This is a genomic window from Erwinia mallotivora, assembly GCF_000590885.1.
Taxonomy (GTDB): Bacteria; Pseudomonadota; Gammaproteobacteria; order Enterobacterales; family Enterobacteriaceae; genus Erwinia; species Erwinia mallotivora.
Window position 1 is genome coordinate 178,472 of the sequence record NZ_JFHN01000053.1, and the last position, 21,528, is coordinate 199,999.

Annotated in this window: 21 protein-coding genes and 1 pseudogene; 5 read left to right on the forward strand and 17 right to left on the reverse strand. The window is 51.4% G+C overall.

The features are described 5' to 3' along the window. Positions 1 to 255 precede the first annotated feature (255 nt). Positions 256 to 1,716: a membrane-bound lytic murein transglycosylase MltF gene (gene mltF, locus BG55_RS13320; RefSeq protein ID WP_034938381.1), complete on the forward strand. Its 1,461-nt coding sequence runs from the start codon at positions 256 to 258 to the stop codon at positions 1,714 to 1,716. A gap of 8 nt (positions 1,717 to 1,724) precedes the next feature. On the opposite strand, the gene tadA is transcribed toward mltF, so the two are convergent. From tadA to murQ, 3 genes are all read right to left on the reverse strand, one after another. Next, positions 1,725 to 2,231 carry a tRNA adenosine(34) deaminase TadA gene (tadA, locus tag BG55_RS13325; protein ID WP_034938383.1) on the reverse strand — a complete coding sequence of 169 codons (507 nt, stop codon included), beginning with the start codon at positions 2,229 to 2,231 and terminating at the stop codon, positions 1,725 to 1,727. A gap of 44 nt (positions 2,232 to 2,275) precedes the next feature. Beyond that, the gene (yfhb, locus tag BG55_RS13330) at positions 2,276 to 2,944 is read right to left on the reverse strand and encodes a phosphatidylglycerophosphatase C (protein ID WP_052018845.1); all 669 of its coding nucleotides are present in this window, start codon (positions 2,942 to 2,944) and stop codon (positions 2,276 to 2,278) included. A 144-nt stretch (positions 2,945 to 3,088) separates the two neighbouring features. Further along, positions 3,089 to 3,988 carry an N-acetylmuramic acid 6-phosphate etherase gene (murQ, locus tag BG55_RS13335; RefSeq protein WP_034938385.1) on the reverse strand — a complete coding sequence of 300 codons (900 nt, stop codon included), beginning with the start codon at positions 3,986 to 3,988 and terminating at the stop codon, positions 3,089 to 3,091. Positions 3,989 to 4,341: 353 nt separating this feature from the next. Here murQ and BG55_RS13340 point away from each other — a divergent pair, with 353 nt between their 5' ends. Beyond that, the gene (locus BG55_RS13340; protein ID WP_034938387.1) at positions 4,342 to 5,181 is read left to right on the forward strand and encodes a MurR/RpiR family transcriptional regulator; all 840 of its coding nucleotides are present in this window, start codon (positions 4,342 to 4,344) and stop codon (positions 5,179 to 5,181) included. A 218-nt stretch (positions 5,182 to 5,399) separates the two neighbouring features. Further along, complete coding sequence (locus BG55_RS13345; protein WP_034938389.1) at positions 5,400 to 6,686, forward strand: O-antigen ligase family protein; 1,287 nt, start codon at positions 5,400 to 5,402, stop codon at positions 6,684 to 6,686. Between the two features lie 144 nt (positions 6,687 to 6,830). Here BG55_RS13345 and BG55_RS13350 read toward each other — a convergent pair whose 3' ends face one another. Beyond that, on the reverse strand, positions 6,831 to 7,154 hold the full coding sequence (locus BG55_RS13350; protein ID WP_034938395.1) for a hypothetical protein: 324 nt from the start codon (positions 7,152 to 7,154) through the stop codon (positions 6,831 to 6,833). 363 nt (positions 7,155 to 7,517) lie between these two features. Here BG55_RS13350 and BG55_RS13355 point away from each other — a divergent pair, with 363 nt between their 5' ends. After that, on the forward strand, positions 7,518 to 7,775 hold the full coding sequence (locus tag BG55_RS13355; RefSeq protein WP_034938397.1) for a YfhL family 4Fe-4S dicluster ferredoxin: 258 nt from the start codon (positions 7,518 to 7,520) through the stop codon (positions 7,773 to 7,775). Between the two features lie 37 nt (positions 7,776 to 7,812). On the opposite strand, the gene acpS is transcribed toward BG55_RS13355, so the two are convergent. From acpS to rpoE, 12 genes are all read right to left on the reverse strand, one after another. Continuing rightward, positions 7,813 to 8,193 carry a holo-ACP synthase gene (gene acpS / locus BG55_RS13360; RefSeq protein WP_034938398.1) on the reverse strand — a complete coding sequence of 127 codons (381 nt, stop codon included), beginning with the start codon at positions 8,191 to 8,193 and terminating at the stop codon, positions 7,813 to 7,815. Beyond that, on the reverse strand, positions 8,193 to 8,924 hold the full coding sequence (pdxJ, locus tag BG55_RS13365) for a pyridoxine 5'-phosphate synthase (RefSeq protein WP_034938400.1): 732 nt from the start codon (positions 8,922 to 8,924) through the stop codon (positions 8,193 to 8,195). Before pdxJ ends, acpS begins: the two co-directional genes overlap by 1 nt. An 82-nt stretch (positions 8,925 to 9,006) precedes the next feature. Beyond that, on the reverse strand, positions 9,007 to 9,741 hold the full coding sequence (gene recO / locus BG55_RS13370) for a DNA repair protein RecO (protein ID WP_034938401.1): 735 nt from the start codon (positions 9,739 to 9,741) through the stop codon (positions 9,007 to 9,009). Between the two features lie 4 nt (positions 9,742 to 9,745). Beyond that, entirely contained in the window at positions 9,746 to 10,651 is a 906-nt protein-coding gene (era, locus tag BG55_RS13375) for a GTPase Era (protein ID WP_034938403.1), read from the reverse strand. Continuing rightward, on the reverse strand, positions 10,648 to 11,328 hold the full coding sequence (rnc, locus tag BG55_RS13380; RefSeq protein WP_034938404.1) for a ribonuclease III: 681 nt from the start codon (positions 11,326 to 11,328) through the stop codon (positions 10,648 to 10,650). Before rnc ends, era begins: the two co-directional genes overlap by 4 nt. Before the next feature lie 122 nt (positions 11,329 to 11,450). Beyond that, on the reverse strand, positions 11,451 to 12,404 hold the full coding sequence (gene lepB / locus BG55_RS13385) for a signal peptidase I (RefSeq protein WP_034938405.1): 954 nt from the start codon (positions 12,402 to 12,404) through the stop codon (positions 11,451 to 11,453). Between the two features lie 26 nt (positions 12,405 to 12,430). Continuing rightward, entirely contained in the window at positions 12,431 to 14,230 is a 1,800-nt protein-coding gene (gene lepA / locus BG55_RS13390) for a translation elongation factor 4 (protein ID WP_034938406.1), read from the reverse strand. A gap of 302 nt (positions 14,231 to 14,532) precedes the next feature. Then, positions 14,533 to 15,663, reverse strand: a complete 1,131-nt coding sequence (locus BG55_RS13395) for an ABC transporter substrate-binding protein (RefSeq protein ID WP_034938407.1) — start codon at positions 15,661 to 15,663, stop codon at positions 14,533 to 14,535. Between the two features lie 275 nt (positions 15,664 to 15,938). Then, positions 15,939 to 16,397 (reverse strand): SoxR-reducing system protein RseC, encoded by a 459-nt coding sequence (rseC, locus tag BG55_RS13400; protein WP_034938408.1) that lies wholly within the window; start codon positions 16,395 to 16,397, stop codon positions 15,939 to 15,941. Next, entirely contained in the window at positions 16,394 to 17,347 is a 954-nt protein-coding gene (rseB, locus tag BG55_RS13405) for a sigma-E factor regulatory protein RseB (RefSeq protein WP_034938409.1), read from the reverse strand. The genes rseC and rseB overlap by 4 nt, the downstream gene beginning before the upstream one ends. Beyond that, positions 17,347 to 17,997: an anti-sigma-E factor RseA gene (gene rseA, locus BG55_RS13410; protein ID WP_034938410.1), complete on the reverse strand. Its 651-nt coding sequence runs from the start codon at positions 17,995 to 17,997 to the stop codon at positions 17,347 to 17,349. The genes rseB and rseA overlap by 1 nt, the downstream gene beginning before the upstream one ends. 30 nt (positions 17,998 to 18,027) lie before the next feature. Continuing rightward, the gene (gene rpoE, locus BG55_RS13415) at positions 18,028 to 18,603 is read right to left on the reverse strand and encodes an RNA polymerase sigma factor RpoE (protein ID WP_034938411.1); all 576 of its coding nucleotides are present in this window, start codon (positions 18,601 to 18,603) and stop codon (positions 18,028 to 18,030) included. A 483-nt stretch (positions 18,604 to 19,086) separates the two neighbouring features. Here rpoE and nadB point away from each other — a divergent pair. Then, positions 19,087 to 20,688, forward strand: a pseudogene (nadB, locus tag BG55_RS13420) (L-aspartate oxidase). Here nadB and trmN read toward each other — a convergent pair. Beyond that, complete coding sequence (gene trmN / locus BG55_RS13425) at positions 20,689 to 21,426, reverse strand: tRNA(1)(Val) (adenine(37)-N(6))-methyltransferase TrmN (protein WP_034938412.1); 738 nt, start codon at positions 21,424 to 21,426, stop codon at positions 20,689 to 20,691. Positions 21,427 to 21,528 lie beyond the last annotated feature (102 nt).

Consider the following 21,528-nt stretch of genomic DNA (forward strand, 5'->3'; position numbering starts at 1 on the left):
TTCGAAGCGCCGGACGACGCTTCTTTGGGCGCAACAGGGAAAACGGGCGGTATTATAAAGAATCCCACCCCGTTACGAAACCGTTTGCGCATGATTTATCAGAACAGGAAATTGCCTGAAAATTACCCAATCCCGGATGAATTTAGTTGCGCAGGGCAATTGAGTTGCGCAAAATGCCCCACGCTCAGGGCGCATTACAGACTACAAATACTGCCGGTACAGACAGAACCCTGAGAGCAATCGAGAGATAACTATTTGAAACGCCTCAAACTTAACTATCTGTTTATCGGGCTAATCACCGTGCTGCTGGCGCTGGCACTGTGGCCGTCGATTCCCTGGTATGGGGGCGCTCAGAACCGCACAGAACAGATAAAGTCGCGAGGAGTACTGCGTGTCAGCACGCTGGCCTCCCCGCTGACCTACTACAGCGTAAACAACGCACCGGCCGGAATGGATTATGAGCTGGCAAAGCGTTTTGCCGATTATCTGAACGTCAGACTGCAAATAACGGTCCGCCAGAACCTCAGTGAGCTGTTTAACGATCTGGCCGACGATAAAGCGGACATGCTGGCTGCCGGGCTGATCTACAACAGTGAACGGCAGTCCCATTTTCGCACCGGTCCTGCTTATTATTCCGTCTCTCAGCAGTTGGTTTACCGACTGGGCAAACCCCGGCCGCAGAACCTCGGCGAGCTGAAAGGCCGACTGACGGTTGCCTCTGACTCTGCTTATCTCTCCACCCTGCGCAACATCCGGCAAAGCCAGTACCCTGACCTGGACTGGGCCATCTCCGCCGATCAAAGCCCCAATGCTCTGCTGGAAGCGGTTGCCGATGGCAAACTGGATTACACGGTGGGCGATTCGGTGTCGATTGCCCTGTTACAACGTATCCACCCTCAGCTGAGCGTCGCTTTTGATATCACTGAGGAAGAACCTGTGACCTGGTACATGCCCCGCGACAATCACGATGACAGCTTTGAAGCAGCGATGCTCGACTTCTTCAACCGGATGAGTGAAGAAGGCACACTGGCCAGGCTGGAGGAAAAATACCTTGGGCACATCGGCACTTTTGATTACGTTGACACCAGCACCTTTCTGCGTGCGATAGACAGTACGCTGCCGGGCATCAAGCCTCTGTTTCAAAAATATGCCAGTGAAATTGACTGGCGGCTGCTGGCCGCTATCTCCTGGCAGGAGTCGCACTGGAATCCACAGGCCACCTCCCCTACCGGCGTGCGGGGAATGATGATGCTGACCCGCAACACGGCGGAGAGCCTGAGCGTTAACGATCGTACCGATCCGGAGCAAAGCATTCGCGGCGGCAGTGAATATCTGGTGCGGATGATGGCGAAAGTGCCACCGGGTATTCCGGAGGATGAGCGGATCTGGTTTGCGCTGGCGGCTTATAACATGGGCTACGCGCATATGCTCGATGCCTGCAAGCTCACCGAAAAACAGCAGGGTAACCCTGACAGCTGGGCCGATGTGAAACTGCGTCTGCCAATGCTCAGCCAGAAGCGTTATTACAGTCAGACCACCTACGGCTATGCCCGTGGACAGGAAGCCTATAATTACGTCGAAAATATCCGCATTTATCAGTTAAGTCTGGTGGGATATTTACAGGAACAGGAACGCAGAATCGCGCTACAGGCGGCAAAAGAGGCCGAACTGGGCAAAGGCTATCCGGCGGTAGCTGCGGATATTGCGCTGCACTGACAGCGCACTCATTCGGCCTTCAGTGACCCGGCGCGGAGGCTGTCACGCAGCGCCCGTTTCTCTGCCCGTCGCTGACGGAAAAAATCGCTCAGCATCGCCGCACACTCTGCTGCCAGCACCCCCTGCACGACATTGACCTGATGGTTCATTCCGGGGTGCCCCAACACATCCAGCAGCGAACCGGCGGCCCCGGTTTTTTCATCATTTGCGCCATACACCAACCGCCCAATTCTGGCATGAACCATCGCACCGGCGCACATCACGCAGGGTTCAAGGGTGACGTAGAGTGTGGTGTCTGACAACCGATAGTTACTGAGGACTTTGCCACCCTGACGCAGCGCCATAATCTCAGCATGGGCAGTAGGGTCATGGTGACCAATCGGGCGATTCCAGCCTTCGCCAATAACCCGCTCCCCCTGCACCAGCACGGCCCCTACCGGCACTTCGCCTTCATCCCAGGCCCGGCGGGCCAGCGTCAGGGCGTGCCGCATCCAGAATTGATCATTTGCCATCATGCTTACCTGAGTCCCGAGCTAACAACGGCGCGCAGTATACCTGTTTACTCAAGCTGTTGCAGTTCTCCCTGAGGGGTGACACGCCAGCGATGCTGGCAGAAGAACAGCAGTGGATTATCCTGCTTGCTGTCGCTGTAGCCGCTGTAAAGTTGCAGAGGCGTACCCAGTTGCTCCTCCAGCTGCGCCACTTTTTCATGACCGAGACAGCGCATGGCAAGTACCTGCCCCCCATAACGACGCTCCATCTGACTGCCGATGAGTTTCACCCTGGGCAAAAATGGCGCATCGGCATAGACCTGCTCCACCAGCCGCTGCGGCGATCCGGTGATTAACCAGACATCAGCGTCAGCACTGTTCAGGTAGTCCGTCAGTCGTTGCTGAACCACGGGAAAGGCGATAACCCGCTGGCGAAACCACTGAACAAAATGTTGTTCTTTTCTTTTCAGGTGGTTTTCACTGTGACCAAAGGTGATTGCCCAGAGCAGCAGGCTCATTGGCCCACGGGATGCCCGGCCTTTCAGCAACAGCCAGACCGCAACAATCGGTAACGTGGGTATAACCAGCAGCAGATTCAGTGGCTGCCGCCAGAGCAGATAGCGCACAAAGGTGCCAAACATATCCTGCTGGTGCAAAGTGCCGTCGAGATCAAAAAACACCACGCGTCGTTCCTGGCCAGTGATCAAACATAACTCCTCAGGATGATGGCATCCCATCAAACGGGTAAACCCCAAAAATCATTAAGTGATACAGCGTAGCTATCAGTGTAGTCACTGGCACAACCATGGCCCGCTAAATCGATGGTCTTCGCCTGCAACGAGCAGGACTTTTCAGGCCACCACGACCCTGTTACTGCCCCTTTATTGTTGATCCTGAAGAGCCGCGCGCAGAAAGCCTTTATGCCTGATTAACCGGGCATCTGCCTGTTCAGCGGTCAGATCGGCGAGGATCATCAGAATGGCCGTTTTCACCGCATAGCCGCTCTGCTGCAACGCGGCCTCAGCCTCCTGACGCTCACAGCCCGTGGCCTGGCAAACCATCCGGCTGGCACGATCCACCAGTTTGATATTGGTGGCCTGCATATCCACCATCAGGTTCTGATAAACCTTGCCGCTTTTCACCATTGCCCCGGTGGAGAGCATATTCAGTATCAGCTTCTGCGCAGTGCCAGATTTCAGCCGGGTGGAGCCGGTAAGGGCTTCCGGCCCCACTACCGGAGAGATGGCAATTTCGGCCTCAACAGCGACAGGGGAATCCGGATTACAGGATATTGCCGCAGTGCGGCACCCCCGTTGCCGGGCGAAGCGTAAAGCCCCGATGACATATGGCGTCCGGCCGGAAGCGGCAAGCCCTACCACCATATCCTTTGCGGTCAGTGCCAGCGCGGCCAGATCGCTGACGCCCAGTTGTGGGTCGTCCTCCGCACCTTCGACGGCTTTCAGCAGCGCCCCGGGACCACCGGCAATCAGGCCGATAACCACCCCCTGAGCAACGCCAAAAGTAGGTGGGCACTCTGAAGCATCCAGCCCCCCCAGTCGCCCGCTGGTCCCGGCACCGACATAGATCAGGCGTCCCCCTTCAGCCAGAGATGCGGCCGCCGCATCAACGGCACGAGCGACATCAGGCAGCGTTTTACGCACCGCCTCAGCGACGGTAGCATCCTGCTGATTGAATTTACTGACCATGTCGAGCGTGGAAAGAGTGTCCAGATCCATGGTGTCAGCGTTACGTGTTTCAGAAACCAGTGCAGCAAGATTCATGCTATCCTCACCTGAATTTTTAATTCTTAAACCAGATAAACTTCCGAATATTATATTCACAAGCACCAGCTGATTGCCCGATTTTACGCAGAGTTACCGCGTTGCCAGAGCATAAACTACGAGCCTGTCCCACCAGGCGTTATAGTTGCAGCCAGTCTGAACACGGACAGCGCGCAGAAACCGGAGCGTACACGGACCCGGTGAGGATTTCGAGCACTGCCCGGGTTTAAAATGGCAGGTAAACCAGCCCTGTTGGGCCAGGCGCTGAGCGGCAGGCGCTGCTGATATCTCAGGACCTCACTTTGCTTACGCTACCTCAGCGTGCAGGCAGCTGTTTCAGGAGATTTAAATTAATGAGTTCGTTATTACGGATCCGACAGCTTTATCCGACGCTGGCTCAGAATGAACGCCGTCTGGCAGATTTTCTGCTGACACAGCCAGAGCGGGCTCGTCATCTCAGCTCTCAGCAACTGGCGGAAGAGTCAGGCGTCAGCCAGTCCAGCGTGGTGAAATTCGCGCAAAAGCTGGGCTACAAAGGTTTCCCGGCGCTGAAGCTGGCATTGAGCGACTCGCTGGCTGCGAAAGATGCTATCACCGTACACAATCTGATCCTCAGTGATGACCCGCTTAAGACCGTCGGCGAGAAGCTGCTGGCAGAGAAACAATCCGCTATCAGGGCCACGCTGAATATTAACAGTGAAGAGATGCTGCTGGAGACGTTGCGGCTGCTGAAAGGCGCGCGGCGGATCGTACTGGTCGGTATCGGTACATCGGGTCTGGTGGCAAAGGACTTTTCATGGAAGCTGATGAAAATTGGCATCAACGCCGTGGCGGAACAGGACATGCATGCCCTGCTGGCGAGCGTACAGGCACTGGCGGTTAATGATGTGCTGCTGGCGATCTCTTATACCGGCGAGCGACGTGAAATTAATCTGGCCGCGCAGGAAGCACAGCGGTTAGGGGCCAACGTGCTGGCCTTTACCGGCTTCAGTCCCAATACGCTCCAGCAATCCGCCACCCACTGCTTATATACCGTCGCTGAAGAACAGACCACCCGCAGCGCGGCGATTTCCTCAACGGCCGCACAATTTATGCTGACAGATTTACTGTTTATGGCACTGGTACAGCGCGATCCGGAACGGGCCTCCAGCCACATTCGCCACAGCGATGCGCTGGTGAAAAAGCTGGTGTGAGCTGCGCCAGCCGATCCCCTGATAACTGGATGCCCGCTTTGATTTTTTGTCACGAATAAGCTATAAACAAGCGTCCCGACAGGGCCGGAAATTCTTTATTTATTTAAATAGTTACAGGAAAGACTTAATGACAAGCATTATAAAAAACCAATAACAGCATGAGAAGCAACGATAATAACCCATGCAATTATAATGTTCTTGTACCAGGAAACAGCATAATGTCATACCTGAATGTCTTTAAAAGTTATTCTGCACATCAACGCCTGACCCGTTCTACATTTATTCTCTCTTTTTTCCTCCTTCTCTTAATTCTGCCACTTGGCTTTGCCAGTGAGAAATCCGGCCGCATCGCTTTTTACTTTTGCAGTTATTTAAGTGCACTGGGTATTTTAATCAATGTGCGCAGTTGTCGTGAGATGTTTTTTTCATCTAAAATAGTTATTCCATTTCTGTTGCTGGCAGCAATGTATTCGGTATGGTCTCTGATTGCTGCACATTATGCCATCCACGGTATGGATAATGGCTTATTGTTCACCCCGGCCAAACGCTGGCTTCTTGCTGCTCTTATATCCATGTATATTCTGTGGGGCATCCGCAGGGATTTCATCAGCAAAAAATTACTTTTTAAACTGACATGGTTGTCATTGTCTTTCGCCTTCCTGCTGGCCAGCGTCGAAGGTCTGTGGCAGCACTTGCACCATATTGACAGAATTACATTAGGTATTAATCGTGCAACCATGACCGCTTATGCTTACAGCGCAATGGCGCTTGCATTAATGATTTTGCTTAACCAGATTCGCTCTGTCGTTATCAGACATATCGCCATAATCTTAACCTGCCTGATCTCTGTTTATATTATCTTTCTGACCGAAACGCGCTCGGCGATGTTTATCCATATTCTGCTGGGTATCGTGCTGATTATCAATGGATTATGGCGCAGCAAATCATTCAGAATCTTTCCGGTGGCTGCCATTATTCTGGCTTTTATCGCCGTTGCTATCCTGGGTAAAAATATAATCGAGTCTCGTTATGACACCACCAGACAGGAAATTTCCCGTTTTAATAATGGCGATGACCATACTTCACTGGGATCGCGATTTACCATGTGGAAATCAGGGATGGTGGCTATTGCAGAAAATCCACTGGGTGAAACGCAGATAACCCGAAATAAGATCATCCATGACTGGTTAATTTCATCCCACAATTCTGATTCCTTTGCCCTGGATTATATCGACGTACATTTGCATAATGAATTCATTCAGTATGCATCGCTTTTCGGTATTTTTGGTGCGATGATCCTGCTGTTCTTTTTCGTGAGATTATTATTTGACAATGGCTTAGCCGGTTTTTTGAATAATCCGGTGTCGATAATTACACTTTCCGCCCTCCTTTACGGTATGACAGATGTACTGCTGACCTCCGTAGAATATGTCGTCGTATTTTCAACGCTGATATTATTAGTGAATGCAAATCTCTGGCATCACACATCAGCGGACAAGCGCTGAATTACGTTACAGCCTGTTATGGATAACAGGCTGTAAAATCTGCCGGCGTTTCTTATCTTTCTTTAAAATATACACGCTTTCCGCTTTTTCCATCATCGGGTGGTGATAATTGTTAAAAGCTCCACCCCGCATTAAATAATCCTTTTATTCCTGATTCCATTCGCTTTCATCCAGTTCAATTACGATATGCTCATCTTCAATCTTGTACTTAAAATTCCATGTAACGGAAAATGTTTCGTTCTGATCGCTACAGCCTGCAAAAAAATTGACATCACAGCGGTATTCAGCAAAATTTTCAGAGATGATGTTAATTCGTAGAGATCCCCTGACGAATGAATATCTCATATCGTCGCCATAGACAGAAAGTACTGATTTCTCAAAAATCGACTCGTTTTTTTCCAGTAATTCGCGAATTTCTTCAGGACTGGCACCGTTCAAAGCCAGGGTATAAAGCTGTGATTTTTTCATAAAATTATTCCTTCTTTTATTCTGACTCATAACAAATTCTCTTTTGACTGCCGCAGCTCAACGCTGCGCCTGAAGCAGTCAACGGCAACGTAGCAGACCTGAAGCCCGGGCCAGCAGGTTTGCGGCCATTAAAGGTCAGAAAAGTTTCTGCTGCGATTAAAACCCATCGTTATTGGGGGAAATCGCTGTTTATGTTACATTGCGCGCCACTATGAACTTTTTGGCTTTATGCCAGGCTGACAGCAGCGACCGATATCTTAAGCTTCAGTGTAATCGAAAACCACCGCATCGCCGTTGAGTGTTACATATCGGTTAACACGACTCACTCACTGATAATAACGTTTTCAAAAGGCAACTTATCCAATGGCTTTATTAATTACAAAGCGCTGTATTAATTGCGATATGTGCGAGCCGGAATGCCCTAACCAGGCGATTTCAATGGGCGACAGCATCTATCAGATTGATGTCAACCGTTGTACAGAATGCATCGGGCATTACGATACCCCTACCTGTCAGCAGGTTTGCCCTATCGTGAATACCATTATTATCGATCCGCAACATACTGAAAGTAATGACGCATTGTGGGAGAAATTTGTCCTGATGCACCACGCCGCATCCTGACTGGCGTCGGGGCGAAATGGTTTTCGCCCCTGGAGAGTTAACTTTCGATTATCACCGTTGCACAGGCGTAGCAACGCTCATCTGACAGGCTGACATGAACGTGATTAATGCCAAGTTTCTTCGCCAGTTCAGCGGCTTGCTGTAAAAAACGCATCTCTGGTTTGCCCATCTGATTATTACCGACTTCAAACTGGTTAAAGGCCAGACCGTCACGTATACCGGTGCCAAACGCTTTAGCTGCGGCCTCTTTGGCGGCAAAACGCCTGGCGAGGAAACGTGCTGGCTGCTGGTGCGCCTGATACTGTAACCACTCATTGTCGCTCAGTACCCGTCTTGCCAGCCTGTCGCCGGAACGGGAAATCACCCCTTCAATACGGGCAATTTCCACAATGTCAGTGCCAAGACCCAGTATAGCCATCAGCTACGTGCTTCCCGCATCAGCTGTTTCATCTGCCGGACGGCCTCTTCCAGACCACTCATTACTGCCCGACCAATGATGGCATGTCCGATGTTCAGTTCATGCATCTGCGGTAGTGCTGCAATTGGCTGCACATTGTGATAGGTCAGTCCATGACCGGCATTGACCTTCAATCCTTTGCCATCGGCATAGGCGGCAGCATCTCTGATCCGCCTGAACTCAGCATCACGCTCCCGCCCCTCAGCCGCCTCAGCATAAGCACCGGTATTAATTTCAATATAAGGCGCACCGGAAGCCATAGCCGCATCGATTTGCTGGTGGTCCGCGTCAATAAACAACGAAACCAGAATCCCCGCTTCCGTCAGACGCGATACTGCCACCGTGATTTTATCCAACTGCCCGGCAACATCCAGCCCACCTTCGGTAGTCACTTCCTCGCGCTTTTCCGGCACCAGACAGCAAAAGTGCGGTTTGATTTCACAGGCGATATCCAGCATTTCATCCGTTACCGCCATTTCCAGGTTCATACGGGTCTGGATCGTCTGGCGCAGAATGCGCACATCGCGATCGGTGATATGACGGCGGTCCTCACGAAGATGAACCGTAATACCATCCGCCCCGGCCTGTTCTGCAACAAACGCGGCCTGCACCGGATCAGGATAATTTGTGCCCCGCGCATTACGCACGGTGGCGATATGATCAATATTGACGCCCAACAGTAATTCGGCCATGACAGTCCTCAAATTAAAAAACTCAGGTTGCAGCAGTGTACATCGTTCCGTTTCGCGCTGCGCGCCCTGCCATCCCCTGGCCCTACTCTGACGATGAGGAGGGGTCTGCACGTTTTTTCGGCACAAACTGACGAAACAGCTGCTGGCTTTTCAACGGCTTTCCCCCCAGCCAGGGTTTAAGCGCCATACGGGTGAATCTCTTAGCCGCACGCAGTGTATCTGCATCAGGGAAATCACGTTCGTAAAGTGCCCGTAACTGACGACCGGTAAAAGACCTGTTATTTATCACCATGCTGGCAATAAACCCTTTTTCTTCCCGGTAGCTGTATGTCATCTCATCGCTGACGGCAACGCCGCTGCCGGCACAATGCAAAAAATCCACGCCATACCCCAGGTGTCCAAGCATCGCCAGCTCGAAACGCCGCAGGGCAGGCTCCGGCGACCCGGTTGCCGCAGCCAGCGCCTGGATACAGTGCAGATAATCAAAAAAAAGTTCGGTGAAAGCAGTTTCATGCTCCAGTACCCTCGCCAGCAGTTCATTAACATACAGACCGCAATAGAGGGTAATACCGGTGAGAGGTAAAGCTAATGAGATGGGTTCGGCACCCCGCAGTGTTTTAACTTCACCACGGCCACCCCAGCGAACTAACAGCGGAGTGAATGGTTGCAGAGCGCCTTTCAGACTGGAACGTTTGCCCCGTGCGCCTTTGGCAAGGACGCGAATACGACCATAATTTTCGGAAAAAAGATCAAGCAGAAGGCTGGTTTCGCTGTAAGGGCGTCCATGCAGGACAAATGCGCGCTGCCAGCCTTCCATCAGACTACAGGTCGTCTACATAGCCCAGACTACGCAGAGCGCGTTCATCATCTGCCCAGCCGGACTTCACTTTCACCCATAGTTCAAGATGCACTTTAGCTTCGAACATCTCTTCCATATCTTTACGTGCTTCAATACCAATGGTTTTGATTTTTGCGCCTTTATTACCGATAACCATTTTTTTCTGGCCTTCACGCTCTACCAGAATCAGACCGTGGATGTCATAGCCGCCACGTTCATTGGTCACAAACTGTTCGATTTCAACAGTAACGGAATAGGGTAACTCGGCCCCCAGGAAGCGCATCAGCTTTTCGCGAATGATTTCAGAGGCCATAAAGCGTTGGGAACGGTCAGTCACATAATCTTCGGGGAAATGGTGCTCCGCTTCCGGAAGACGGTTGCGCACAATAGTGGCAATGGAGTCGACATTTTTACCGCTTTCCGCTGAAATCGGCACCACATCGATAAAATTCATTTGCTGACTGAGGAACTGGATATGCGGCAGCAGAATGCTTTTATCGCTGATGTTATCCACCTTATTGATCGCCAGCATGACCGGTACTTTATTGTCCTTCAGTTTGCTCAGTACCATCTCATCGTCGGCGGTCCAGCGGGTGCCTTCCACCACAAAGATCACCAACTCGACATCACCAATTGAGCTGCTGGCAGCGCGATTCATCAATCGGTTAATCGCCCTCTTCTCTTCCATGTGCAGGCCCGGCGTATCGACATAAATCGCCTGGTATTCACCCTCAGTATGGATGCCCATAATACGATGACGGGTGGTTTGCGGTTTGCGCGAGGTGATGGAAACTTTCTGCCCCAGCAACTGATTCAGCAGCGTTGATTTTCCAACGTTCGGGCGGCCAACGATTGCAATAAAGCCGCAGTGGGTGGTTTGTTCGTTCATTCAAGCCCCAGCTTCATGAGTGCCTGTTCGGCAGCTGCCTGCTCAGCTTTACGACGGCTTGATCCCGTACCTACAACCGGGTCCGCCATACCGCTGACCATGCAGTGGATAGTAAATTCCTGATCGTGTGCCTCACCGCGCACCTGCACCACCAGATAGGACGGCAAAGGCAGATGACGCCCCTGTAAGTACTCTTGCAGACGCGTTTTTGGATCTTTTTGTTTATCACCAGGACTGATCTGCTCAAGGCGGCTGGCGTACCAGTTCAGGATCAACTGCTCGACTGTGCGGATATCACTGTCGAGAAAAACACCGCCTATCAGCGCTTCGACCGTGTCGGCAAGGATTGATTCACGGCGAAAACCACCGCTTTTCAGCTCGCCAGGTCCTAGACGTAAACATTCGCCCAGATCAAATTCACGGGCCATCTCGGCCAGGGTATTGCCCCGAACCAGGGTGGCTCGCATACGGCTCATATCGCCTTCATCGACACGCGGAAAACGATGATAAAGCGCGTTGGCAATGACATAGCTGAGGATGGAGTCACCCAGAAATTCGAGTCTTTCATTGTGTTTGCTGCTGGCACTACGGTGAGTTAACGCCTGCTGCAACAGCTCCTGCTGGCTAAAAGTGTAGCCCAACTTGCGTTGTAGCTTGTTAATTACGATGGGATTCATGTGTTACCAGTATCTGAATGCGTCAATTGTACTGCATACGGAACAGGGCTGGACTCGCCAACACGAAACTGTTTCGTGTGCAGTGGCTTCCCGCAGGAAGCCAACCTGTTTAGGCAGAAGGATTAGTGGATGCCGCCGATACGACTCAGGCGAACCCCTGTCGGCCATTGTCCTTCCTGCTTTTCAAAACTCATCCAGATGGCCGTTGCTTTGCCAACCAGATTTTTCTCCGGGACGAACCCCCAGTAGCGACTGTCTGCACTGTTATCACGGTTATCACCCATCATGAAGTACATGCCTTCAGGCACCACCCAGCTCGACTGCGGCTGGCCCGGCTGCTGATAATAAGAGCTGGCCTGATTTTGCGCCTGGGTTACCAGTAAAATTCGGTGAGTAACCTTATCCAGCGTTTCGTTACGGGTCGCCAGACGTAATCCACCCTGCATAGACTCACCCTGCGGCACCTGGTAGAAGCCATTCCCCACTTCGTTACCATCAAAACCACTGAAGGTCTGGATAAAGTCGCTGGGTTTGACATCAGAATAGGTGACGGCCAGAGCCGTGTCACAGGTTTGTCCTGCCGTGCAGGATGGGTTGATAGTCACTGTTTTGCTTTGTGGATTATAGGTCACCCGATCGCCCGGCAGACCTATAACACGTTTAATATAGTCTACGCTGGGATCTTTAGGGTATTTGAACACCGCGATATCCCCACGTTTGGGATGACCAGTAGGGATTAATGTTGTCTGGGTAATCGGGTCTTTAATACCGTAAGCAAATTTCTCTACCAGGATAAAATCACCAATCAACAGCGTCGGCATCATCGATCCGGACGGGATCTGAAAAGGTTCATAGATAAAAGAACGCACAACGAATACCAGCAGCAGAACCGGAAAAACCGAGGCGGCGGTTTCAATCCAGCCGGGCTGTTTCGCTGTACCTTTCCCTGCGCTACCCGTCTCAACGCTGCTATTTTTGATCCTGCGAGCGGGCGCCCACTTAATTTTATCCACGCACCAGATAATACCGGTTATCAATGTTGCTATCGCCAGAATCAGGGCGAACATATTAGCCATTCCAGTTCCCTCGTAGCCCTCAGGCTTTATTTACTGTCTTTACCGACATGGAGAATAGCAAGGAACGCTTCCTGAGGTAGCTCTACATTGCCGACCTGCTTCATACGTTTCTTACCGTCTTTCTGTTTCTGTAACAGCTTTTTCTTACGGCTGACGTCGCCGCCATAGCATTTCGCCAGTACGTTTTTACGCAGCTGTTTCACGGTAGAACGGGCAATGATGTGGTTACCAATCGCTGCCTGAATCGCAATATCAAACTGCTGGCGCGGGATCAGATCCTTCATTTTTTCCACCAGATCACGCCCACGGTATTGCGAGTTGTCCCGGTGAGTGATCAGAGCCAGTGCATCAACACGCTCGCTGTTGATCAACACGTCTACCCGCACCATGTCAGATGCCTGGAAGCGCTTGAAGTTATAGTCCAGCGATGCGTAGCCACGCGAAGTGGATTTCAACCGGTCAAAGAAGTCCAGAACCACTTCTGCCATTGGGATTTCGTAAGTCAGCGCCACCTGATTGCCGTGATAAACCATATTGGTCTGCACACCACGTTTTTCGATGCACAGCGTAATCACGTTGCCCAGGTACTCCTGCGGTAGCAGCATATGGCATTCCGCTATCGGCTCGCGCAGTTCTTCAATGTTGTTCAGCGGCGGCAGCTTGGCCGGACTGTCAACGTACAGCGTCTCACGGGAGGTGGTCAGTACTTCATAAACAACCGTGGGCGCCGTGGTAATCAGGTCCAGATCGTATTCACGTTCAAGGCGTTCCTGAATAATCTCCATATGCAGCAGGCCAAGGAACCCGCAACGGAAACCAAAACCCAGCGCGGTAGAACTTTCTGGTTCGTAAAAAAGCGAGGCATCGTTGAGGCTGAGTTTGCCCAGCGCATCACGGAAGGCTTCATAATCGTCAGAACTGATGGGGAAAAGCCCGGCATAAACCTGCGGCTTCACTTTTTTGAAACCCGGTAGGGCTTTTTCCGCCGGATTACGCGCCAGAGTAAGAGTATCCCCGACCGGCGCGCCCAGGATGTCTTTGATGGCACAAACCAGCCAGCCTACTTCACCACAATTCAGCACGTCGCGGTCAACACGTTTAGGCGTGAAAATCCCCAGGCGATCGGCATTGTAGGTCTGCCCGGTGCTCATCACTTTGACCTTATCGCCTTTACGAAGAGAGCCGTTTTTAATACGTACCAGTGAAACCACGCCAAGATAGTTATCGAACCAGGAGTCGATAATCAGGGCCTGCAATGGCCCCTGCGGATCACCCTCCGGGGGCGGAATATCACGAACCAGTCGTTCCAGCACATCAGGTACACCGATACCGGTTTTCGCTGAGCAACGCACCGCGTCGGTGGCATCAATGCCAACGATATCTTCTATTTCCTGGGAAACGCGGTCAGGATCGGCTGCCGGAAGGTCAATCTTATTCAACACCGGTACCACTTCCAGATCCATTTCCATCGCGGTATAGCAGTTCGCCAGCGTTTGCGCTTCCACGCCCTGCCCGGCATCAACTACCAGCAGTGCGCCTTCACAGGCCGCCAGCGAACGGGAAACTTCATAGGAGAAGTCCACGTGGCCCGGCGTATCGATAAAATTGAGCTGGTAAGTTTCACCGTCTGGCGCATGGTAATCGAGCGTTACGCTTTGCGCTTTAATGGTAATACCGCGTTCGCGCTCCAAATCCATTGAATCCAGAACCTGAGCGGCCATTTCGCGTTCGGTAAGACCACCACAAATCTGAATCAGACGATCGGAAAGCGTCGATTTACCGTGGTCAATGTGAGCAATGATAGAGAAGTTTCTTATGTGCTTCATTTATATGAATTTTTTCGCTTAAACGTACGGTTCGATTCCCGCGGTCGGGACAAGCATTAACCTTAGCTTCTGCCCACCCGCCTTCAATGAGCACGCATCTTACACTGTTAGCCCCCATCACGAAAGAATTCACATAGATCTGAAAGTGTCAGATTCTGTGATATTGCCAGAAAGGGTGGAAGAACATGTTCAACGACAGGTTACCTGAATGGTTAAATGAAAAAGGGCTCCAGTCGCAGGCGTAAAAAAGGCTGCCGGAGCAGCCTTTAACTCGTCAGAGCCTGTGCATTCTGCCAACAGAATTAGTGCGTAGCAGGCAATGTTACCCAATAACCAGGCTGGTAACTGAGCGGCAAAAAGCGCTGATGAAATTCACGGAAGGTCGCGTCCGGATCAATATCGGCAAAAAGATCGGGATGTAACCATTTCGCCATAACCTGAATCGCAACGAAGTTATACGGGCTGTCATAGAACTGATGCCAGATGGCATGCGCATTACCATTGGTGGCGACCGGTAATGTTCTGAACGCAGGACGGGCCATCAATGCAGTCAGGCGTTGTTTCGCCACGGTCAGATCGGCACCCGGGCCAACACCCACCCAGCCGTTTGCCGTGTTGTAATTTTTCCAGTTTGCGCCAGTCACAATCACCACGTCGGGCCGGGCACTGATTATCTGCTCCGGATTGAGGGTGCCGAAAGTACCGGGGATCAGGTTTTTCGCAATGTTACTCCCCCCGGCCACTTCCACCATCCGACCAAAGTTTTCATCGCCAAATGACATGCAGCACTCGTCTGTGTAGCCGCCTGCACGATCGATCATCACCGTTGGACGTTTGCCGTGATAATTTTTGAGTCGGTCCTGCACAATCGCTATCTGTTTGTTACGAAATGCAATTATTTCTTCAGCGCGCTGCGGATTTCCAACCAGCTGGCCCATAATCCTGATGCTTTTTTCCGCATTTTCGAAGGGTTTTTCACGAAAATCGATAAAGACCACCGGGATACCCAATTGATCAAGTTTTTCAATAAGTTTGCCTTCGTCTGTTGCCGCTTTGGACTCAAGATTCATCAGCACCAGATCAGGATGGAGGGTCAGCGCCTGTTCAACGTTGAAGGTGCCCTCTTTTGCCCCACCAAAGGTGGGTAATTTCACGATTTGCGGATATTTATTTTTGTAATTCTGGTAGCTGTCGAAATCGGCTTTGGGGAGATCGTCACGCCAGCCCACCACACGTTTGAAGGGGTCCTGAGTGTCAAATGCTGCCAGCAGGAAAATCTGCCGGCCTTCGCCAAGAATAACCCGTTTAACTTCTGATTTAATTTCTACCTTGCGCCCACTAACGTCTTCCACCACGAACGGTGCAGCTAACACCTTGCCAGCCATCAGCAGACCGGCTAAAACAACACCACACCTTTTCAAAAACAATGACATAACACCCCCGCAGTCAACCCTAATGATAATCATTTTCAATAAACAGCCAGCATGCTACGATGTTGTTAAAATTAAAACAATATGTGTCAGAAAATTTCATATATTTTCAGGAAAATATCCCAGCATTCAAACTGAGTGTGAATTTTGCGCAGCGGTCGAAATAGGCTGTGGGCTGTGGGCTGTGGGCTGTGGGCTGTGGGCTGTGGGCAGGTATTTTAAATCAGAAGAAAGGAAAATCCCTGGCTGGCGCTTTTACGACAGCCAGGAAATAAGCATTATGACTGAACGTGCAGTACATCGGGCGGTAAAGAGACGCTCAAAATTACCGGCTTAAATGAGCTGGATTTACTCAACCATACAGAGATACCTTTAGCCACGATAAAGCCGCCAACACCGCCCAGTAGGGCACCAAATGCTGCGGCAGTGTCGGTGTGAAAAAGCATCTGAAACAACCCTGCACAGAGAAATAATCCAAGTAAAGGGGTCATATAAACCAGCAGTGCTGAACTGAGTAAACTTTTTTCTTCAATACCCAGTTCAATGCGCTGGCCGGGTATCAGCGGCTCAGCGCTGGCTATTTTCATCACGTGGGCATTTTTTGGCCCCAGCTTATTCAGCATCTGGCTGCCACATCCTTTACGCGCCGAGCAACTGTTGCAGGACGTTTTCATTTCGCTGTGCAGCGTTGCAATGCCGTCCTGCCACGAAACCACCGTGGCCCATTCTCTCATCATGGTGTCGACCTCAGGTCAATACTGCCCGCAATACGTCTGGCGGTTGATGGCGGCAATTCGCCCACCACCGTGATTTCAGTATTATTACGTACTTCCGTCTGAACCGTTCGACGTCCGGTGCGTAACAGCTGAGAACCGCTATTTTTATCAGCGGCGGTTACATTTATTGAGAAGCTGAACAGCCCGTCTGAATACAGCCGTGATTCGACAGGTTTATTAAGCGATGGGATCTGTCTGCGACTCTGCATAACTTCCTTCATGCCATCCGGCAGCCAACCCGGAGTCCAGTTGAAAACAGCATTCGTACTGACAGGTACTGAGAGTGACGGCGGTAAATTTGCTTTTTCCAGCCCCTGCATCATCTTTTGCACGCCATTATCCACTGCAAAGCTGATGACCCGGTACTGTTCCAGCGTTTCGCCATCACGATCCAGCAGATCAATACGCAGCGGTAAGCGGGTGTCGCTGTCCAGCCAGACAATATAGCTGTAACGAGTGCCATCACGCGCCACGATACGAATAACTTCACAGATTTGATCGGCAATGCGTGTTCGACCTACCGGTACAAAATCATAAGAAGCCGCAAGCTTAGGGAAATCGGCATAAACCAATGAGGGAAGTGCATCAACAATATGCTCTCCGCTCAGAGTGAAAGGGGCCAGTCCTGGCTCAAAATAGCTGACTTCGTTGCCCCGCTGGATAATCTCGCGACGCGGCCCGTCCATCTGCAACAGTTGCGCATAGACTTTGTTGCTCAAAACAGCATGTCGGTAACGTAACGATTCAATGCCAAGTCTCGATACATTGATATAGGCAAGTTCATAACTTAGCGACTGGCTGGCCTGCTCCATTTGCTGCAACAACGCCCCGGGGGTTGTTTCCGCCGGGGCGACAGGAGAGTAAATCAGGCTGCCAGCAATAAGGCCGACGGCGTACCAGAGTTGCTTCATTACTGCTGTTGCATTCCCAACGACTGATTACCCGGAACCTGAACAGCAGCCTGTTGAGCAGGATTCTGATCGAAATGCAGTTGGTCAGAATGTAAACGGCGCTGCAATTCATAATCCTGAAGCATGGCATTAACGCGACGGCGCTGTTCCTGCACCTGCTGCGGCGCATTACTGTTTATCGCGCTGTCAGACGGTACGCCAAGACTAACCGGTGAAGCCTGGCCCATCATTGGCAACGTATTGAATACCGGAGAATCAGACTGCGACTGCCCGTTTTGCGGCTGATTATAATGCTGGACGCCGACGATTACCGCCAGAGAAACACAGGCAGCAACGCCAACCTGGGTAATTTGCGCAGCCCACGGGCGCATCTTCTGCCAGAACGGCATCCTGCTGTAACGCTGGGGAGTCGGTTGCGGTTCAGGAATCAACCGGGTGGTTTTGTTTAACGGCTCATTTTCGATCGCTGCCGCCACACGAGCTGAGATATCAAAATGAATAACCTGTCCGATATCGCCACGCAACGTATCCCGGATAAGATGATAGCTCTCCCAGTTTTGCTGCAACACGACATCTTTAGACAATGCGGACAAAACTTCGTTATCCAAAGTTTCGCCGTCCATTAAAGCGGAAAGTTGTTCTTTCTGCATGCCTCAATACCCTTCCTGTATCCGCTATCGCTAGCGTTGGATAAGTGGTTGAATTTTATTATCTATAGCTTCGCGGGCACGGAAGATTCGTGATCGAACCGTGCCAACCGGACAATCCATAATAGCGGCTATCTCTTCATAGCTCAGACCATCCAGCTCCCGCAGAGTAATTGCCATACGGAGATCCTCAGGCAATGTCTCAATGGTGCGAAAAACCATTTGTTTCAGCTCTTCCGACAACATTAAGTTCTCAGGGTTCGAAATTTCTTTCAGCCCACCAGCACTTTCGAAGTTTTCGGCATCAATAGCGTCAACATCACTGGAAGGCGGTCGGCGTCCCTGAGCAACCAGATAATTTTTCGCCGTGTTAACGGCAATTCGATAGAGCCAGGTATAAAAGGCGCTATCTCCACGGAATGATTCAAGTGCACGATAAGCCTTGATGAATGATTCCTGTACTATATCAGGCACATCTCCTGAGGGAACATAGCGGGAAACCAGGCTCGCCACTTTATGCTGGTAACGCACAACCAGTAAATTGAATGACCTCTGATCTCCCTTCTGGACTCGCTCTACGAGTACCTGATCCGTTAACTGCTCGCTCATCCGAGGTAATGTCTCCCCAAATATTTTTCCACGCGACGCCGAAAACCCCGCAATAACTCGTATGTTTTGAGCAAGCATGCGCTTAGAGTGATTATCATATGTGAAGTTCCGTTGCGCCGTTCTGTTTCTGGTGTCGATGCCGGATAAGGTTAAATCCACGACCATTTTTATGATTTTGACGGATTGTGCGCCCCCAGCTTTTTAACTCTGGTTGTCTGCTGGTTCGTCTTACGCTGGCATGCAGCATCCTGTCAACGCCGCAGATTAACCCATGAAGACTGTTTTTTCATCTTTAAATCACACAGATTCACACCTGTTCGCAATATTAAACCTTCTTTTACTCAAAAATGAGAAAATGCTCAGACATCTGGCCATTTTCCCTGGCATCAGTGCCTGCCCGGAGGGAAAAAACGTAAAAAGGCTTTTAAATGAACAATGCTGAATGCTATGCTCTGCAAAATTTTGTTTAGTAAATTAAACACCATGAAACCTCTCTGCAATCACAGTTGTGACATATTGATTATCGGTAGCGGGGCAGCCGGTCTTTCTCTTGCGCTGCGGCTGGCTTAAAAACATCAGGTTACGGTACTGAGCAAAGGGCCGGTCAGTGAGGGCTCAACATTTTATGCTCAGGGCGGCATTGCGGCGGTGTTTGATGAAAATGACAGTATCGGGTCGCACATTGCAGACACGCTCACTGCCGGAGATGGTCTTTGCGATCGCCAGACTGTTTCTTTTATTGCCAGTAATGCCCGGCACTGCGTGCAGTGGTTGATTGATTACGGGATGTCATTTGACAGAGAAAGCCCGGAGTGTAATCAAAGCGCATGGCACCTGACCCGTGAAGGTGGACACAGCCATCGTCGTATTTTGCACAGTGCCGATGCAACCGGGCGTGCCGTTGAAAATACGCTGGTAAGTCAGGCGCTCCGTCACCCCAATATCCGTCTGATTGAACGTAGCAATGCCGTTGATTTGATTGTCTCCGATAAAATGGGTCTGTCCGGCGAACGGCGGGTTGTTGGCGCTTATATCTGGAATCGTGAACGCGAAAAGGTAGAGACCTGCAACGCGCGTGCAGTGGTACTGGCCACCGGTGGCGCAGCCAAAGTTTATCAATACACCACTAATCCCGATGTTGCGTCAGGAGATGGTATTGCTATGGCGTGGCGCGCCGGATGCCGGGTGGCAAATCTTGAATTCAATCAGTTTCATCCCACCTGCCTGTTTCATCCTGATGCGCGCAATTTTTTGCTGACTGAAGCCCTGCGTGGAGAAGGCGCGTACCTCAGACGTCCTGACGGTTCACGTTTTATGCCGGATTTTGATTCACGCGCGGAGCTGGCTCCCCGCGATATCGTCGCACGAGCCATCGATCATGAGATGAAACGGCTGGGTGCCGATTGCATGTATCTGGATATCAGCCATAAACCAGCGGATTTCATCCGTGCACATTTCCCGACGATCACCGAAAAACTACTCACGCTGGGAATTGACCTGACTAAAGAACCGGTTCCCATCGTACCGGCAGCCCACTACACCTGCGGCGGGGTAATGGTGGACCAGCATGGGCGGACGGATGTCAGCGGTCTTTATGCCATCGGAGAGGTCAGCTATACCGGCCTGCATGGCGCAAACCGTCTGGCCTCTAACTCACTGCTGGAGTGTCTGGTGTATGGCTGGTCAGCGGCAGAAGATCTCCAGCACTACCTGAAGACAGTGACTGCGCTACATCCGCTGCCCACATGGGATGAAAGCCGGGTGGATGATTCTGATGAGCGAGTGGTCATCCAACATAACTGGCACGAACTACGCCTTTTTATGTGGGATTATGTCGGCATCGTCCGCACCACCCGACGCCTGGAACGCGCTTTGCGTCGCATTACCATGCTGCAACAGGAAATCGACGAATATTACGCGCACTTTCGCATATCAAATAATTTGCTGGAACTGCGCAATCTGGTTCAGGTGGCTGAATTGATGGTCCGCTGCGCGATGGCCAGAAAAGAGAGTCGCGGATTACATTTCACGCTGGACTACCCTCACCACTTACCTGAAGCAACACCCACGATACTGGTGCCCTGATCAACGAAACAGGTAAAAATCGCGGGTCAGGCTGCAATGTGCCTCTGAATAACGTTGGTCCGGCCCGCGAATCGTCATGCGGTCGGTAAAGGGTTCGCCGGGTTTGGGCGATAACGCCAGTAAAACGCGATTAGGTGGTCGCCGATCATTGTCAGCAATATCTGTGCGCAAATGCAGGTACCAGCCCCGTTGTTGTGCCAGCGCGACCAGCTCGTTGCCGGCAGCTTCCGGCAGAATGACCGCGAAATAGCCCTCTTCGGCAATCAGTGCTTCAGCACATTCCAGCAGCGCGTGATGGGTCAAACCAGTGGTGTAGCGCGCCGCAGCACGTTGAGGGGTGGCACAGTCGACGCCCGCAGCAAAATAAGGTGGGTTACTGACAATCAGTGAGTATCGGTGGCTGCATGTTTGAGTCCAGGACAAAATATCGGCCTGGCAGACGTTAATCCGCTGTGCCCAGGGAGACGCGGCAGCATTTTCCCGCGCCTGTCCGGCAGCCTGTTCGTCCAGTTCAACAGCATCGATGATCGTTTCCTCGCAGGTTCTCTGTGCCAGCATCAACGCGATAAGACCGCTGCCAGTACCGATATCCAACACCCGCTCAGCTCCCGCAACCGGTGCCCACGCCCCCAGTAGCACACCGTCAGTGCCGACTTTCATGGCACATCGGTCATGGGCAACAAAAAATTGTTTGAAGGTAAAACCATTGGTGCGAAGCGCAACTTTCTGTTGAGACATTTATCTGGCCTGTAGAGTAAACCGCGCCAGCATAGAACAACTGGTCGCCGGGGAAAAGTTATTCAGAACACACAAACAGATGAAGATCCTGTCCATTCTGTC

Coding starts and splice junctions, on each gene's coding strand:
- murQ (WP_034938385.1), bottom strand. CDS start 3,988: ATGAATCTTGCTGCACTGGTTTCTGAAACACGTAACGCTGACACCATG.
- recO (WP_034938401.1), bottom strand. CDS start 9,741: ATGGAAGGCTGGCAGCGCGCATTTGTCCTGCATGGACGCCCTTACAGC.
- rnc (WP_034938404.1), bottom strand. CDS start 11,328: ATGAATCCCATCGTAATTAACAAGCTACAACGCAAGTTGGGCTACACT.
- lepB (WP_034938405.1), bottom strand. CDS start 12,404: ATGGCTAATATGTTCGCCCTGATTCTGGCGATAGCAACATTGATAACC.
- era (WP_034938403.1), bottom strand. CDS start 10,651: ATGAACGAACAAACCACCCACTGCGGCTTTATTGCAATCGTTGGCCGC.
- acpS (WP_034938398.1), bottom strand. CDS start 8,193: ATGGCTATACTGGGTCTTGGCACTGACATTGTGGAAATTGCCCGTATT.
- rseA (WP_034938410.1), bottom strand. CDS start 17,997: ATGCAGAAAGAACAACTTTCCGCTTTAATGGACGGCGAAACTTTGGAT.
- trmN (WP_034938412.1), bottom strand. CDS start 21,426: ATGTCTCAACAGAAAGTTGCGCTTCGCACCAATGGTTTTACCTTCAAA.
- pdxJ (WP_034938400.1), bottom strand. CDS start 8,924: ATGGCCGAATTACTGTTGGGCGTCAATATTGATCATATCGCCACCGTG.
- BG55_RS13395 (WP_034938407.1), bottom strand. CDS start 15,663: ATGTCATTGTTTTTGAAAAGGTGTGGTGTTGTTTTAGCCGGTCTGCTG.
- tadA (WP_034938383.1), bottom strand. CDS start 2,231: ATGATGGCAAATGATCAATTCTGGATGCGGCACGCCCTGACGCTGGCC.
- BG55_RS13350 (WP_034938395.1), bottom strand. CDS start 7,154: ATGAAAAAATCACAGCTTTATACCCTGGCTTTGAACGGTGCCAGTCCT.
- rpoE (WP_034938411.1), bottom strand. CDS start 18,603: ATGAGCGAGCAGTTAACGGATCAGGTACTCGTAGAGCGAGTCCAGAAG.
- BG55_RS13345 (WP_034938389.1), top strand. CDS start 5,400: ATGTCATACCTGAATGTCTTTAAAAGTTATTCTGCACATCAACGCCTG.
- BG55_RS13340 (WP_034938387.1), top strand. CDS start 4,342: ATGAGTTCGTTATTACGGATCCGACAGCTTTATCCGACGCTGGCTCAG.
- BG55_RS13355 (WP_034938397.1), top strand. CDS start 7,518: ATGGCTTTATTAATTACAAAGCGCTGTATTAATTGCGATATGTGCGAG.
- lepA (WP_034938406.1), bottom strand. CDS start 14,230: ATGAAGCACATAAGAAACTTCTCTATCATTGCTCACATTGACCACGGT.
- rseB (WP_034938409.1), bottom strand. CDS start 17,347: ATGAAGCAACTCTGGTACGCCGTCGGCCTTATTGCTGGCAGCCTGATT.
- yfhb (WP_052018845.1), bottom strand. CDS start 2,944: ATGGGATGCCATCATCCTGAGGAGTTATGTTTGATCACTGGCCAGGAA.
- rseC (WP_034938408.1), bottom strand. CDS start 16,397: ATGATGAGAGAATGGGCCACGGTGGTTTCGTGGCAGGACGGCATTGCA.